The following is a 15,690-nucleotide window of genomic DNA, read 5'->3' on the forward strand; positions in this document are numbered from 1 at the left end:
CTATTGTCTATGACGATAAGGAATGTAGGGCTTGGCATCCTTAGGAGTAATGGGAAAGTGGTGATAAACCAATAGTTTATATTTAGCAAGCTGGGTACGGTATAGGGGATGGTTCGGCGAGCTTCTGCGTCCTTCAAAAGGTGGTTCCCCCGTAGCTACTTCCTAGCTAATTTGTATATTTAAGACAACCTAAACCAACAAACCATGATGAATTCTAGAAGAAATTTTATAAAAAACAGCTCTCTTATGGCTATGGGAACCGGGGCTTCCTTTCTTTTTCCGATAGACCTCCTAGCTGCCATGAGAAGAAAGGTTAGTCCCAATGATCAAATAGGGGTAGGTCTTATTGGTTGTAAAGGGATGGGATTCAGCAACCTCACTTCCATGCTTAAAATAAATGAAATTCAGCTCGTGGGGCTTTGTGATATAGATGAAAGGGTGTTGCAGCAGCGATCTGGAGATTTAGAGAAAGCCGGATTTAAGAAGCCTGCCTTATATAATGATTATAGAAAACTGTTGGCAAATAAGGATGTAGATGTGGTGATTATTGGTACTCCAGACCATTGGCATTGTCTACAATTGGCAGATGCCCTACAAGCAGGAAAGGATGTCTACTGTGAAAAACCATTGGCCAATTCTATGGAGGAGTGTAATGTTTTATTGCATGCTGCCCAAGCAAGTGATCGGATGTTGCAAATTGGACAATGGCAACGGAGTCAGCCTCATTTTGTGGATGCCATGGAATTTGTACATTCCGGTAAATTGGGGCAAATACGATTGGCAAAGGCATGGGCGTACCAAGGGTGGATGAAATCTATACCCGTCTTACCAAATTCCACCCCTCCAGAAGGAGTAGATTACGATATGTGGTTGGGGCCCGCTCCGAAGCGAGCTTTTAATCCTAACAGGTTCCATTTTAATTTCAGGTGGTATTGGGATTATGCGGGCGGTCTTATGACGGACTGGGGAGTGCATCTTATGGACTATGCCTTGTATGGTATGAAAGCCCATACTCCTAAATCAGTGATGGCACTGGGCGGTAAGTTTGCCTACCCCGAGGATGCTGCTGAAACCCCAGATACCCTCCAAACAGTGTATGAGTACGATGATTTTTCCATATTGTGGGAACATGCCACTGGCATAGACGGTGGGAATTATGGACGTAATCACGGAATCGCTTTTATAGGAAATAATGGCACCTTGGTGTTGGATAGGAATGGATGGGAGGTAATTGCCGAAAAGGATAGAATGGAAAGTTTGCCCTTGCAGCAAAATCAAGGGAGCGGATTAGATAAACATACCCAAAACTTTATTCAAGCCGTAAAATCTAGGGATGGGTCGCAGTTAAAAGCCCCCCTTCAGATAGGCTACGATGCTGCCATGGTTTGTCATATGGGGAATGTAGCCTTTAAGACCGGGAACCGTATCTATTGGGATCAACAGACTAAGAAATTTACGGATGAAAGTGCAAATTTGTTAATGAAGGCACACTACCATAATGGATGGGAGCTACCCGGTAGTTAGTGGTCATTATAATAAACGGGAAGTGCTCTTTTTCTTTGAAATCAGCCCATACACTGGGGTATGGGCTAATTAGGTTTGTTACTGATAGCTCTAGGGTGTATGGCGTTACCGATACTTATCGTGCAACCCAATTTCCTGTCTTATTAAGGGAAGGCATTTTTCTAGGCGGTTACGCTTAGTTTTCTCCTGCTTTGCCTCCGCAATATATTCGCAATACTGCTTCTGTTTATAGGGAGGAAGCTTTGTAAAACAGGTCTTTAATGACGGATTTTCCTCCAAAACCTGTTTCAGCTGTGGCGGTACAATCATTTTCTTTTTCTTTTCTGGCACCAGGACCTTTCCCTTTTTTTGATTGGCTATGGCTTCCTCCAAATAGGCCAATACGGTGGCTTTATCTATGTCGGTAATTGCCGTAAACTTCCAATGACGCAGGGCCTTGGTCTTCCCTTCTTGGGCATTTTCCAGTACTTTTTTGGGATCGGATAAAAACACCCCATTAAAAAACCAAAGTCCAAAATAGGATTTAAAAGCTAAGATGCCCACTACATTCTTGTTCCCAATAGTGTAGACGGGACTGCCCCATTTATAATCCTCAACCAATGCTGTTTTAAGGGCTATTTCCCTTAAGATCGCAATTCCGGCTTTAAAAGGATGTTCCTTGGCGTAGTAGGCCTCAATTTTCTCCCATTTCTCCATCTTTTAGTCCATTAAAGACCCTTAGCTCCTTAAAATTTATTTTTCGGGAAGTTTGTCTAGGTCCAATTCTCCAGTAAGTTCGCAAATTTTTACGATAACATCTACCGCTTTTTGCATACTTTCTACTGGTACGTATTCATATTTACCATGAAAATTATGACCTCCTGCAAAAATGTTGGGGCAGGGAAGACCCATAAAGCTTAACTGGGAACCGTCTGTGCCACCTCTAATAGGCTTAATAATGGGGGTTATCCCCAAGGTTTTCATGGCTTTTTCTGCGATATCCACAATATGCATTACGGGTTCAATTTTTTCTCTCATATTAAAGTACTGGTCTTTAATCTCAAGGGTGACCTGGGGGCCATAGGTGGCATTCAATTTATCCGTAATCTCCTGTAGTAGGGCTTTACAATCATTGAATTTCTGCAGGTCATGGTCTCTTACAATTAGTTCTATGGATGCATTTTCTATTTCCCCACTAAAATGGTGCACATGGAAAAATCCTTCCCTACCAGTAGTTTTCTGGGGGACTTCATTTGCGGGTAGACTACTGATAAATTCATTGGCTATAAGAACTGCATTAATCATTTTACCCTTCGCATAGCCAGGATGCACACTTTTTCCGCTGATTTTCACTTTTACGCCGGCGGCATTGAAATTTTCGTATTCCAATTCCCCAATTTGACTACCATCCATGGTGTAGGCCCAGTCGGCACCAAAAGCAGCTACATCAAATTTATGGGCGCCCCTGCCAATTTCTTCATCGGGCGTGAATCCTACCCGTATTTTTCCGTGTTTTATCTCAGGGTGTTGAATTAAATACTCCATGGCGGTAACAATTTCGGTGATACCCGCCTTGTCGTCTGCACCCAGCAAGGTGGTGCCGTCAGTGGTAATAAGGGTGTTGCCCTTGTACTGCAAAAGATCTTCAAAATAGCTAGGGGAAAGCACTATATTCTCCTCTTTGTTCAATACAATGTCGCCTCCGTCGTAATTTTCAATAATCTGCGGGTTTACATTGGTGGCCGTGAAATCTGGCGAGGTGTCAAAATGGGCAATAAAACCAATGGTAGGTACCTCTTTGTCCATATTGCTGGGGAGGGTGGCCATGATATAGGCGTTCTCATCAATTTCTACCTCTTGCATGCCAATTTCCTTTAGCTCTGCTACCAGTTTATGCGCTAAATCCCACTGTTTTTTAGTGCTTGGCGTGGTGTTAGAATTGGGGTCGCTTTGAGTATCAATGGAGATATAACTTATAAATCGGTCTATAATATGTTGCATGTGATTTTATTTTTTTCAAAAGTACGGTTTATTTAAATTTTTGGAGGATCACTTTTAAATCGGAGCTTAAAATAAACCCTCAGCCTTGCAATTGTAGAAAGGAAGGCGTATTGGTGATCATGATCGTTGAAAGGGAATCAAATGAAAATTTCGGGCCAAAATCAAAAAAAATCTGTGGGGCAAATATAATTTTAGTGCGGAATTGTTGTTGTATAGATACAATAATAATCTACCATGTTTAAATATTTGTTTTTGTCGATGGTGTTGGGGTGGGGATCTTCCCTTATGGCACAAAAAGAATGTAGTCTTGGGATTGGGGTATCCAATATGGATACCGTAGAGCAAGTTTTTCAGCTCAATGCTGCGCAGAAGGAACAACTGCAAACTTTTCATGAAGCGGTAGGGGTAGAGACTAAGTTGTTGGAGGAAGAAAGAAAAGAGTTGTTTAAAAGCCATCCACAAACTACTCCGGAAGATTTTGAGACCTTGGAGGCTAAACGTCTGGCGCTGGAAAATAAAGTAAAGGCCGTCTTTACAAAATACGATCGTAAATTCCTGGCCTTACTCAATGAAAAACAATACCAGAGGTATCTTGCCTTATGCCGTGAGGTAGAAAGACAACCAATAAAAAAACCAGGTGATAACTAGGTAGGAAAATGTTGATAAATTAAGGGTAAATAGGAGTATATACGGGGGGTAGTTTGTATTTTTGCGCAAATTCGTTCCTATGTACAAAAATATTGTAAGACCTCTTTTATTTCAATTTGATCCGGAAAAAGTACATCACTTTACCTTTAAATTCGTTCAGTTTTGTTCCAAGATTGGACTCTCTGGTTTGTTCCGTGGCATTTACGCTGTTAACGATCCCAGATTGGAACGAAAGTTATTTGGTCTTACCTTTAAAAATCCAGTGGGACTTGCTGCTGGTTTCGATAAGAACGCCCAACTGTATAATGAATTGTCCGATTTTGGATTCGGATTTATAGAAATAGGAACCCTTACACCCAAGCCACAGGATGGAAATCCTAAAAAGAGATTATTTCGCCTTAAAGAGGATCAGGCTATAATTAATAGGATGGGCTTCAATAATTTGGGGGTGGAAGAGGCCGTCAAAAATTTACAAAAACCACACCGCGTCTTAATCGGTGGAAATATCGGAAAGAATAAGCTAACCCCTAATAATCTAGCAGTAAAGGATTATTTAATCTGTCTGGAAGCCTTGTTTAACGAGGTAGATTATTTTGTGGTGAATGTAAGTTCTCCCAATACTCCAGGATTAAGGGAGTTGCAAGACAAGGAGCCTTTAACAGCGCTATTAAAAGCATTAAAAGTAGAGAATAAAGCCCTAGCCAAAACGAGGAAGGTAAAGGAACGCCCTATTTTATTGAAGATTGCGCCCGATTTAACGGATGAGCAATTATTGGATATCATCGATATCGTTTCCGATACGAAAATAGATGGGGTTATTGCTGCCAATACTACCATTTCTAGGGAAGGGCTGCAATCCGATCCCAAGCTAGTGGCTGAAAACGGAGGGGTTAGTGGGAAGCCTTTAACAAAAAGGAGTACGGAAGTAATCCGATTTTTGGCCGATAAAAGCAACAAGGCCTTCCCAATTATTGGTGTAGGCGGAATCCATTCCCCAGAGGATGCGCTGGAGAAACTGGAAGCCGGTGCAGATCTAATTCAATTGTGGACTGGTTTTATTTATGAAGGTCCAGGCCTTATCAAACGCATCAATAAGGCCATTCTCAATAGTCCTAACAACTAAGTGGAGGACTTGTGGTCAGGGGTGATAATTATGGTTATTGGGCCCAATAATCTACCACTACTACATCTTCTAGATGAGGTGATAGGACATCTACAAATGCTTTATGTGCTGGATGGGGTAAATAGATGGCACGGGCTTCCTCACTGTTGAAAGTCACTAAGAAACAGTGGGTAAATCCCTTATTGATACCCTCCGGACTGTTGTTTAATCCCCATTCATAATCCATAATCTCCGGTATATTGTTCGGTAATGCCGAAAAGGCCGTTTCTACCTTGGAAATATCCGCTTTGGAGGTTCCTTCCTTAAATTTAAACAAGACTACGTGCCGTAACAGGCTGTCCTTTTTTTCGATGGTTTGCATATTGGCAGATGATGAATGGTTTAATGTTGTGGGACTTACGAACCCTATTAAGATTAAAATAAATGCGAAACTACTAAGGCTTAGTAATGTTTTCATGGATCTCGTTATTTAATAAATTGGTGCTGATTTTGGAAGGTGAAATACTGGAATGTTGTTATTTTTACTGCTCAATATACAAAAATGATGTGTTTTAGAATGCTTAAATCCGGGTGCCGTTGAATTACGAAATTCTTATAGCTTTTATGTTTGCTACAGCGGTACTGGCAATTTCCCCAGGTCCGGATAATATTTTCGTGCTAGTGCAGAGCCTTGCCCAAGGTAAGAAATATGGTATTGCCACCGTTGCAGGTTTAATGACGGGATGTCTGGTACACGCTACCCTTTTGGCTTTTGGAGTCGCAGCCCTTATTAAGGAGCACGATTATCTGTTTTTTGTTATCAAACTCTTTGGGGCGGCCTATATGTTTTATTTGGCCTATAAGGTATTTAACAGTCCAGGGGAATTGGAAATTTCCAAGGGGACCGATGATGGTAGGTCTTTAAGTGCTCTATATAAACAGGGATTTGTAATGAATGTGCTGAATCCGAAGGTGGGCATTTTTTTCCTAGCCTTCTTTCCGGGATTCCTATTCAGTGAAACCCTAAACGTGGTAGTCCAATTTTATGTATTGGCATTTATTTTTATGGGGGTATCTTTTATTATTTTTAGCGGAATCGCCATCTTGTCTGGTTCTATATCGAAATATATTGGATCTCATAATAACCTGGGTAAGATTTTAAAATGGGTGCAAATCGTGGTTTTTGTGGGTATTGGTATTTATCTATTGTTATCGGAGAATAAATAGTAATTTTGAGCAAGTCATTAATTCAAGCATGTCTAACACTACCATTAAAATAATAGAATGTCCACGGGATGCCATGCAGGGCATCAAGGCATTTATACCAACCGAGAAAAAGGTGAAGTATATCCAAGCGCTTCTCAACTGTGGGTTTGATACCATAGATTTTGGTAGTTTCGTTTCCCCTAAGGCTATTCCGCAAATGGTAGATACGGCAGAGGTGCTACGGCAATTAGATCTCTCCCGAACAAAATCTAAGCTCCTAGCAATTGTTGCCAACGTTAGGGGAGCTCAAGATGCGGTGGAACATGATAGTATAGATTATCTGGGGTATCCCTTTTCCATATCCGAAAACTTTCAAATGCGGAATACCCATAAGACGATTGCCCAGTCCGTAGAGACCTTGGATGAAATCTTGAAAATAGCCCATGAGCATGGAAAGGAAGTAGTAACTTATATTTCTATGGGGTTTGGTAATCCCTATGGGGATCCTTGGGATGTGGAAATTGTGGGGGAGTGGACCCAAAAGTTAGCAGGAATGGGGATTAAAACCCTCTCGCTGTCCGATACTGTGGGAGCTTCTACCCCTGAGGTGATCGATTATCTGTTTTCACATCTTATCCCCCAATTTCCAGAAATTGAATTCGGGGCGCATTTGCATACCGTTCCCAGTAAATGGCACGAAAAAGTGGATGCAGCTTATAAGGCGGGTTGTAGAAGGTTTGATGGGGCCGTCCAAGGATTTGGAGGCTGCCCTATGGCAAAGGACGAACTAACCGGTAATATGCCTACCGAAAAAATGTTATCCTATTTTACGAGTGCTAAGCTAGAGACCAATGTAAATTGGATGGCCTTCGAAGCCGCATTCAATAAGGCTTCGGACCTCTTCTCCGAATACCATTAGAAGTAGGTTGCTATCTGTTTGGCCCGCTCTATTAACTTTTATTTAGATTTATTTTAAATTATTTTTGTGAAAACGGATTCTGCGATTATATTTGCGCTCGATTTTATTGTTTTTAATGAGTCTAAATAAGTTTTAATTGTATGAGAACATCAGTATTTCTTCTGGCTATGTTGTTTAGCACGGCCATGATAGGGCAAATCAAGAGCGATTCTACCGCTCAGAATCCACAAAATCAACAGAATTCCGCCCAGCGAATTTTATCGGGCACCTATGGTGCAGCGGTTACGGTTGGCGCTTATGGTGAAATGCTATACAACCAGCCCGAAGGGAGCAATGGGGAGTTGGATGTACAGCGTTTGGTTTTATTGTTAGGGTATCGTTTCAATGATAGAACCCAATTCTTTACAGAAATTGAATTCGAACATGTAGAGGAGGTATATGTAGAGCAGGCATTTGTAAATTACAATGTGGGGAATAATATAAACCTAAGAGGAGGATTAATGTTGGTGCCTATGGGAATCATCAATGAATACCACGAGCCTACTACCTTTAATGGGGTGGAGCGTCCGGCAATGGACAACGTAATTGTTCCTACCACTTGGAGAGAACTGGGTGTTGGGGTCAGTGGCCGTTCCAATAGCTTAAATTTAGGATATCAAGCCTATATTTTTAACGGGTTTAAATCTACCGTAGCTGATGGAGAAGGTGGTGTCTCCGGTTTTCTTAAGGGATCCAATGGTTTGCGTGGTGGTAGACAAAAAGGGATTAAATCTACCGTGGACAGTCCAACCCTTTCTGCTAAATTGGATTACTACGGAGTTCCAGGATTGCGATTGGGACTTTCTACCTACCTAGGTAAAACTCAGGCAACAGACGATGTAGAGGATTTTGATGGGGCTAATATTGGGATTGCTATGTACGGCTTGGATGCACGCTATGCCTTAGGTCGCTTTACTGCCAGAGGACAGTTTGTACACGCTTCCCTGTCGGACACCGATAAGTACAATGCGTTAACCAATAGGGATTTAGGAAGCGAATTGCAAGGGTACTATGTGGAAGGAGCATATAATTTATTGCCTTCAGATAAGGAGCAAAAGTTGATTTTCTTTACCAGATACGAAAATTACAATACCCATGCCGATACCGCTGGTGGATTGGCGCAAAACAAGGCTTATGATAGAACGGATATTACTACTGGGTTAAGCTATCATATTGCACCTGGGGTGGTATTAAAAGGTGATTATCAATTTAGGGAGAATGCCTTGTCCGGAGACGAGGTTAAGAATCGCCTAAACTTTGGTATAGGGGTTTGGTTCTAAAATAACATCCTTCTATTAAAAAGCTAAAAGGAGAAGTTATAACCCGACAACAGTCATGTATTTTGCTAGTTGTCGGGTTTTTTTATGCTTCTTTGAGGTTGTAGCGCCCTCTTTTTGTGAGTTTTAATGGAAAATATGTGATTGCTTCTTTGCTTTATTATTAAAAATCATTCTAAATTACTATTTTTGCGGCATGAAATACCGAATTAAAATCATCAGTTTAGTACTCTTGGTCGCTTGGGGCTTCTCTTCCTTTGGGCTGCCCAAATACCTTGAGAAGAAGGTCGGTAAAGAAATTGAGCGGGTCTTTGGATCGGAAAATATTGAGTTGAAAACCATTTCCCTGCCAAAAGATGCACTTAAACAACTACCCGCTAGTTTTAATGAGGATAATTTCTTCAAACTAAAGCAGGGGAACGCTGCCTTGGGATATATCTATGTGGGGAACGCCCCAAGTAAAACAGCAACGTTCGACTATCTAGTGGTGTTCGATGCCGACTTAAAGGTAATCCATTCCAAAGTGTTGGTCTATCGCGAAGAATACGGGGGAGAAATCGGTAGTAAAAGATGGCTGCGTCAATTTAATGGGAAGAGTAGTGCAGATAGGGTAGATCACACCACCAATATTGATGGTATTTCAGGTGCTACAATTTCCGTTCGTTCCATGACTACAGCAATGGATAATCTTTTTCAATCCTTAGCAATTCTTCAAAAGAAAAATCTCTTAAATGAATTATAACGGTCTGTTGGGCAATTTGCCATCGGGTATCAAGTGGTTTATTGGGTGTTTTGTATTGGTATTAAGTATCGGATACTATACCGGATTATTGTTTGTGTACGAAACCAGTTCTACCAACAGCACTGGCTTGGTGGAAAACTACTTGGGTAATGAGGAAGATGAGGAGGCCGAAATAATGAAGTTTAAAAAAGGGGATAGGGAGATGCTCACCATCATCCATACCCATATATTATCCATGTCCCTGATATTCTTTCTTCTGGGGATCTTGGTCTGGATAACTAAACTACCGCATAAATTAAAGCTTTTCCTAACTATAGAGCCCTTTATTTCCGTGTTGCTAACCTTTGGGGGAATTTATCTTATGTGGTCTGGATGGCTGTGGATGAAATATGTGGTGATGTTGTCTGGTTTTTTAATGACGCTCACCTTTAGTGTAGCTGCACTTCTAGTGGTATTTCAATTATTTTTGAAGCCTTCCCGCATCATTAATTGAAATAACTGTCCAATTTTATTTCTGAATGTAGTATATTTGCACGCAATTAATCTTTAATTGCTATGAAAGCGCACCTACAAAAAATTGTTGGCGAAGGTCTAACTTACGATGATGTACTCTTAGTACCGGCATTTTCCGAGGTTCTCCCACGGGAAGTCAACATCCAAACAAAATTTACAAGAAATATTACAATAAACGTTCCCATTGTATCCGCTGCTATGGATACAGTAACGGAATCTCGCATGGCCATCGCTATGGCCCGTGAGGGAGGAATTGGGGTGTTGCATAAAAACATGACCATAAAGGATCAGGCCGAAAAGGTGCGACGTGTTAAACGTGCAGAAAGCGGAATGATCTTAGATCCCATTACCCTTCCGTTAAAATCCAAAGTAGGTGATGCTAAAGCCTATATGAAGGATTATAGCATTGGCGGTATCCCAATCGTAGACGATGAAGGAAAGCTAATCGGGATAGTCACCAATAGGGATTTGCGTTTCGAAAAAAATAATAGCCGACCCATTGAGGAGGTTATGACCCATAAGAACCTGGTTACCGTAGCCGAAGGGACTTCCCTAGAACAGGCCGAGGATATTCTGCAAAGACACAAGATAGAAAAACTTCCCGTTGTTGATAAAAACAATGTGTTGGTGGGGTTAATCACTTTTAGGGATATTACTAAATTAACCCAGAAGCCCATCGCCAACAAGGATCAATATGGAAGATTGCGTGTAGCAGCTGCATTGGGAGTAACTTCCGATGCCATTGAAAGGGCAGAAGCCTTGGTTAATGCAGGGGTAGATGCTGTTATTATAGATACCGCCCATGGACATACCAAAGGGGTGGTGCAGATATTGAATATGGTTAAAAGTAAATTCCCGGACCTGGATGTGGTGGTGGGGAATATTGCCACTGCGGAAGCAGCAAAATATTTGGTGGAAGCTGGTGCCGATGCCGTGAAGGTGGGAATAGGTCCTGGATCTATTTGTACTACTAGAGTGGTAGCCGGAGTAGGTTTTCCACAGTTCTCTGCTGTTATGGAAGTAGCAGCGGCCATTAAAGGAAGTGGAGTTCCTGTTATTGCCGATGGTGGAATTCGATATACAGGAGATATACCCAAGGCTATTGCTGCAGGTGCCGATTCCGTAATGCTGGGCTCTTTGTTGGCAGGAACCAAAGAATCTCCAGGAGAGACTATTATTTACGAAGGTCGTAAGTACAAGACCTATAGAGGAATGGGGTCCGTAGAAGCCATGAAGCAAGGGAGTAAGGACCGTTATTTCCAAGATGTGGAAGATGATATTAAAAAGTTGGTGCCCGAAGGAATTGTAGGTCGCGTTCCGTATAAAGGTGATCTTTACGAGAGTATCCATCAATTTATTGGAGGACTACGTGCCGGAATGGGATATTGTGGTGCTAAAGATGTAGCAACTCTGCAGGAGAGCGGACGTTTTGTGAAAATTACTTCTAGTGGTATCAATGAAAGTCACCCACACGATGTAACCATTACCAAAGAATCTCCCAACTACAGTAGGTAGGGGAAATGTACGTATAGAGCATAAAAAAAAGACCCAACTTTGGGTCTTTTTTTTATGTCCTATAATTCCTAAAATTATATTATTTGCTTTCGCTGACGTAGGTCTGCCAATCTTTTTCCTTGTGAATGTCCTCCCCAAAATATTTGGCAATCTTCAAAAATGGTTCAGGTTTCTGGTATCCAGGTACTGGGGATAGCATATTTGCCTGCTCATCTAAAAAAATAGTCGTAGGATAGCTCAATTTCCCTTGCATTAAGGCAGCGGCCAATTCGTGGTATCCACTTCTCCCAGAGGGAACATACTTAAACGTCTGTCCTTTATATTCTATGGGTTCTTTCCCTTCTCCATCCAGTTTTACCATATAATAGGTCTTAGACATATAGGCAGCTACTTGAGGGTTTTGAAAAGTGTCCTTATCCATCTTTTTGCACCATCCGCACCAGTCGGTGTAGACGTCCACAAAAATCTTCTTGGGATTCTTATCGGTACCTGCCAATTCTATGGCTTCTTCCCAGCTTAACCATTCCACGGTCTGTGCCGTACTATTAAAAGACATCAACGCAAAACCTAAAGAGGTCAGTAGCGTGAATAGAGATTTTCTAACCATGGGGATTCTAAATTTTTGTGCTTGGTCGCATTAGCATTGAAAACCTAACGCTATTTGGACCGATTTATTTTGCAACCGCTTTTTCTTTTGCGGGGCTAAATAGATCTTTTGCGTCTATCTGGTTGCGTACCAAATCTTCAAACGTTTCCCTTTCCCTAATTAGGATAGCTTCGCCATTGTGCCAAAGCACTTCTGCTGGTCTGTAACGAGAATTGTAGTTGCTGGCCATGGTAAAACAATAGGCACCCGCATTTCTAAAGCAAAGTATATCACCTTCTGCAATTTCCTTAATTCTCTTATTGCTAGCAAAGGTATCGGTCTCACATATATAACCCACTACAGAATAATAACGTTCCCGTCCGTCCGGATTGGAGATATTCTCTATAAAGTGGGTAGCACCATAAAGCATGGGTCTTATTAAGTGGTTGAAGCCAGAATCTACACTGGCAAACACCGTAGAGGTGGTTTGTTTAACCACATTTACCTTGGCTAAGAAAACACCCGCCTCGCTCACCAAAAATTTTCCTGGCTCAAAGGCCAAGGTAAGCTCCTTACCATATTCCTTGCAGAAGGAATTAAAGCGATTCGTTAATTTGGTGCCCAACTCCTCAATATTGGTTTCTATATCCCCTTTCTTATAAGGTACTTTAAAACCGCTTCCAAAATCTATAAAATCTAGATTCTTAAAGTTTTTTGCGGTTTCAAACAAGATCTCAGAAGCGTATAAAAATACGTCTATATCCAATATATCGCTTCCTGTGTGCATGTGAATCCCATTCACGTTCATTTTGGTCAGCTCTACAATGCGTAGCAAATGCGGAATTTGATGAATGCTGATCCCGAATTTAGAGTCGATATGCCCAACGGATATGTTAGAGTTGCCCCCAGCCATAACGTGTGGATTTATCCTAATACAAACGGGAATATTTGGGTGCTTACTACCGAACTGTTCTAAGATAGATAAATTGTCAATATTGATACGTACCCCTAGCTTAGCGGCTTCTTCAATCTCTTCTAAAGACACGCCATTGGGGGTGTAAATAATGTCGTTGGGTTTAAACCCAGCCAACAAGCCTAGTTGTACCTCTTGTATAGATACGGTGTCTAGACCACTGCCCAAACTGTTCATTAACCTTAAAATGGTAATATTGGAAAGAGCCTTGGCCGCATAATTAAGTTGTAACTTCTTTACACCCTTAAATGCATTCGTCAAACGGTGGTATTGGGAAATAATTTTTTCCGAATCATAAACATACACCGGATCACCAAATGTTTTTGCTATCTTTAATAGATCAGTTCGTTGCATTTTATCTGAATTTTATACAAATCTATACTACTTATTGTTTGATAGCAAAAATAAAAAGGATTATTAGAAATATGTAACACAATGTTGTATTTGCAACAAAAAAAAGCAGCTTGATTGCTTTCGTGGCTAGCTGTTGCTGATGTTAGGGTTTAAACATATTAGACTATGTGGTTACCAATGTTTCCTTTACAGGCGGTATTTTTTCCAGGAGAAACGGTTCACCTACATATTTTTGAAGATCGTTATAAAGCGTTGATCGGGGATATTAGTATAGGTAGCGGGGTTTTTGGGGTGCCGGCCTATATAGATGGGAAGATTGCATTTGGGACCGAAATGCGGCTAGAGGGCATCAGTAAAACCTATCCCAATGGGGAAATGGATATTGTCTGCAAGGCTCAACGAGTTTTTAAGATCCTATCTTTTCAAAATAACATGGCCTCCAAGAAATATGCAGGGGGTGAAGTTTCTTATCTAGACTACCATAAAGATGGGGAGGTAGCACTTATTGGAGAGGTATTGCAGCTGGTGGTGAGCTTGTATCAATCTATGGGGGCTTCTGTATTGGTGCATGACACCCAGCAACTAGACCTCCATGTTTGGGTTCACAAAGTAGGATTGTCCCTTTCTCAGGAATATCTTTTATTGCAGATGGCGTATGAGAGTGAGCAGCTTCTTTTGCTAAAACACCATTTGCTCAACATAATCCAAGTTTTGGAGCAGGTAGATAGGGCAAAGGAAATGATTGGGATGAACGGGCATTTTAAAAGTTTTGATCCGTTAGACTTCAAAAACTTTAAATTATAATTCGGACGCCAAAAAAATGCTGATGGGCTAGTGGCCATTTCTAAAAACCACCTCCTTTTATGGGGAGATGTAGCTTATTTCGTCCTGTGTGATAAGGTTTTAGCTTTCTATTTTATTTAATTAGGGTAAATCCATTGGGTTTCCTATTTTTGCAACGTAACAAATAGATACCTATAATTTATGAACCTTCACGAATATCAGGGAAAAGAGATTTTAGCAAGCTTTGGAGTGCGTATCCAACGCGGAGTAGTTGCACATAATGCTAAGGAGGCAGTAGAGGCCGCCAAGCAGTTAACGCAGGAGACAGGGACCGGATGGCATGTAATAAAGGCTCAGGTCCATGCTGGAGGTCGCGGTAAAGGTGGCGGTGTAAAACTGGCCAAGAACTTACGCGAGGTCGAGGAGATTGCAGGGAACATTATTGGAATGAACCTGATAACTCCACAAACTTCGGCCGAAGGAAAAAAGGTACATAAGGTTTTAGTGGCAGAAGATGTTTACTATCCAGGGGATAGTGAAACGAGTGAATTCTATATGTCCGTTTTGCTCAATAGAGGTACAGGAAGAAACATGGTAATGTATTCCACCGAAGGTGGGATGGATATAGAGGAAGTGGCAGAAAAGACTCCACACCTTATTTTTACGGAGGAAATTGATCCGGCAACCGGATTGCTTCCTTTCCAAGCTAGAAAGATAGCTTTCAACCTAGGGTTGTCTGGAACGGCATTTAAGGAAATGACCAAGTTTGTATCCAACTTGTACAAAGCGTATATAGAAAGTGATGCAAGTATGTTCGAGATTAACCCAGTGCTTAAAACGTCGGACGATAAGATCATGGCTGTGGATGCTAAGGTTTCTATAGATGACAATGCGTTATATAGAAGAAAGCAATATGCCGAAATGAGGGATCTTCGCGAGGAGAATCCAATCGAGGTAGAGGCAAGGGCTGTTGGACTTAACTACGTGGACTTGGACGGAAACGTGGGATGTATGGTGAACGGAGCCGGTTTGGCGATGGCTACCATGGACTTGATTAAAATGGCTGGTGGTGAGCCTGCCAACTTCTTGGACGTTGGTGGTACTGCAGATGCTAAAAGGGTTGAAGAAGCCTTTAGGATCATCCTTAAGGATCCGGCCGTTAAATGTATCCTTATTAATATTTTTGGAGGAATTGTACGTTGCGATAGAGTAGCGCAAGGAGTGGTAGATGCTTATAAGAATATGGGCGATGCCATTAAAGTTCCAATTATTGTTAGATTGCAAGGGACCAATGCCGAATTGGCGAAGGAAATCTTGGATAACTCTGGATTGGCCGTTCACGCTGCTGTTCAGTTCCAAGAGGCTGCCGATAAGGTAAAAGAGGTTTTGGCCTAAGAATATATTATTTTTGATAGTTAAAAGGCAGTTACCGATGGGAGCTGCCTTTTTTTTGTTTTCTGCTTCCAATGTTAAAAGCTTGTTAAAAATGGATATGAGCGTAACAATGTTTAAAGTTGCCCGTCTTTTAG

General features: G+C 41.4%; 16 protein-coding genes. 11 read left to right on the forward strand and 5 right to left on the reverse strand.

Going from position 1 to position 15,690, the window contains the following annotated elements:
* Positions 1 to 207: 207 nt before the first annotated feature.
* Positions 208 to 1,524 carry a Gfo/Idh/MocA family protein gene (locus tag BV214_RS08810; RefSeq protein WP_217868683.1) on the forward strand — a complete coding sequence of 439 codons (1,317 nt, stop codon included), beginning with the start codon at positions 208 to 210 and terminating at the stop codon, positions 1,522 to 1,524.
* 105 nt (positions 1,525 to 1,629) lie between these two features.
* Here BV214_RS08810 and BV214_RS08815 read toward each other — a convergent pair whose 3' ends face one another.
* Positions 1,630 to 2,220: a YdeI/OmpD-associated family protein gene (locus BV214_RS08815; RefSeq protein WP_086477139.1), complete on the reverse strand. Its 591-nt coding sequence runs from the start codon at positions 2,218 to 2,220 to the stop codon at positions 1,630 to 1,632.
* A 36-nt stretch (positions 2,221 to 2,256) separates the two neighbouring features.
* Positions 2,257 to 3,504, reverse strand: a complete 1,248-nt coding sequence (gene pepT, locus BV214_RS08820; protein ID WP_086477140.1) for a peptidase T — start codon at positions 3,502 to 3,504, stop codon at positions 2,257 to 2,259.
* A 234-nt stretch (positions 3,505 to 3,738) separates the two neighbouring features.
* Between pepT and BV214_RS08825 the strand changes: the two genes are divergently transcribed.
* Together BV214_RS08825 and BV214_RS08830 are read left to right on the forward strand one after the other, a co-directional pair.
* Positions 3,739 to 4,152: a hypothetical protein gene (locus BV214_RS08825; protein WP_086477141.1), complete on the forward strand. Its 414-nt coding sequence runs from the start codon at positions 3,739 to 3,741 to the stop codon at positions 4,150 to 4,152.
* A gap of 79 nt (positions 4,153 to 4,231) precedes the next feature.
* A complete protein-coding gene (locus BV214_RS08830) occupies positions 4,232 to 5,275 on the forward strand; it encodes a quinone-dependent dihydroorotate dehydrogenase (protein WP_086477142.1) in 1,044 nt (347 codons plus the stop codon).
* A gap of 34 nt (positions 5,276 to 5,309) precedes the next feature.
* Here BV214_RS08830 and BV214_RS08835 read toward each other — a convergent pair whose 3' ends face one another.
* Positions 5,310 to 5,732, reverse strand: a complete 423-nt coding sequence (locus BV214_RS08835) for a Dabb family protein (protein ID WP_086477143.1) — start codon at positions 5,730 to 5,732, stop codon at positions 5,310 to 5,312.
* 119 nt (positions 5,733 to 5,851) lie between these two features.
* Here BV214_RS08835 and BV214_RS08840 point away from each other — a divergent pair, with 119 nt between their 5' ends.
* The 6 genes from BV214_RS08840 to guaB all read left to right on the forward strand — a co-directional run bounded on the left by BV214_RS08840 (position 5,852) and on the right by guaB (position 11,465).
* Positions 5,852 to 6,481, forward strand: coding sequence for a LysE family translocator (locus BV214_RS08840; RefSeq protein ID WP_086477144.1), 630 nt, complete (start codon positions 5,852 to 5,854; stop codon positions 6,479 to 6,481).
* Between the two features lie 28 nt (positions 6,482 to 6,509).
* A complete protein-coding gene (locus BV214_RS08845; RefSeq protein WP_086477145.1) occupies positions 6,510 to 7,379 on the forward strand; it encodes a hydroxymethylglutaryl-CoA lyase in 870 nt (289 codons plus the stop codon).
* 140 nt (positions 7,380 to 7,519) lie between these two features.
* The gene (locus tag BV214_RS08850) at positions 7,520 to 8,698 is read left to right on the forward strand and encodes a hypothetical protein (protein WP_086477146.1); all 1,179 of its coding nucleotides are present in this window, start codon (positions 7,520 to 7,522) and stop codon (positions 8,696 to 8,698) included.
* Positions 8,699 to 8,891: 193 nt separating this feature from the next.
* Positions 8,892 to 9,437, forward strand: a complete 546-nt coding sequence (locus BV214_RS08855; protein WP_086477147.1) for an FMN-binding protein — start codon at positions 8,892 to 8,894, stop codon at positions 9,435 to 9,437.
* Positions 9,427 to 9,930, forward strand: a complete 504-nt coding sequence (locus BV214_RS08860) for a hypothetical protein (RefSeq protein ID WP_086477148.1) — start codon at positions 9,427 to 9,429, stop codon at positions 9,928 to 9,930. The genes BV214_RS08855 and BV214_RS08860 overlap by 11 nt, the downstream gene beginning before the upstream one ends.
* Positions 9,931 to 9,992: 62 nt before the next feature.
* A complete protein-coding gene (gene guaB / locus BV214_RS08865; RefSeq protein WP_086477149.1) occupies positions 9,993 to 11,465 on the forward strand; it encodes an IMP dehydrogenase in 1,473 nt (490 codons plus the stop codon).
* Between the two features lie 79 nt (positions 11,466 to 11,544).
* On the opposite strand, the gene BV214_RS08870 is transcribed toward guaB, so the two are convergent.
* Together BV214_RS08870 and lysA are read right to left on the reverse strand one after the other, a co-directional pair.
* Complete coding sequence (locus BV214_RS08870; protein ID WP_086477150.1) at positions 11,545 to 12,072, reverse strand: thioredoxin family protein; 528 nt, start codon at positions 12,070 to 12,072, stop codon at positions 11,545 to 11,547.
* A 64-nt stretch (positions 12,073 to 12,136) separates the two neighbouring features.
* Positions 12,137 to 13,378: a diaminopimelate decarboxylase gene (lysA, locus tag BV214_RS08875; RefSeq protein ID WP_086477151.1), complete on the reverse strand. Its 1,242-nt coding sequence runs from the start codon at positions 13,376 to 13,378 to the stop codon at positions 12,137 to 12,139.
* Between the two features lie 165 nt (positions 13,379 to 13,543).
* On the opposite strand from lysA, the gene BV214_RS08880 reads away from it, so the two are divergent.
* Both BV214_RS08880 and sucC read left to right on the forward strand, forming a co-directional pair.
* Entirely contained in the window at positions 13,544 to 14,182 is a 639-nt protein-coding gene (locus tag BV214_RS08880) for an LON peptidase substrate-binding domain-containing protein (RefSeq protein ID WP_086477152.1), read from the forward strand.
* Between the two features lie 180 nt (positions 14,183 to 14,362).
* Positions 14,363 to 15,556: an ADP-forming succinate--CoA ligase subunit beta gene (gene sucC / locus BV214_RS08885; RefSeq protein ID WP_086477153.1), complete on the forward strand. Its 1,194-nt coding sequence runs from the start codon at positions 14,363 to 14,365 to the stop codon at positions 15,554 to 15,556.
* Positions 15,557 to 15,690 lie beyond the last annotated feature (134 nt).

Origin of the sequence: Arenibacter amylolyticus (assembly GCF_002150785.1) — a bacterium.
GTDB lineage: Bacteria > Bacteroidota > Bacteroidia > Flavobacteriales > Flavobacteriaceae > Arenibacter > Arenibacter amylolyticus.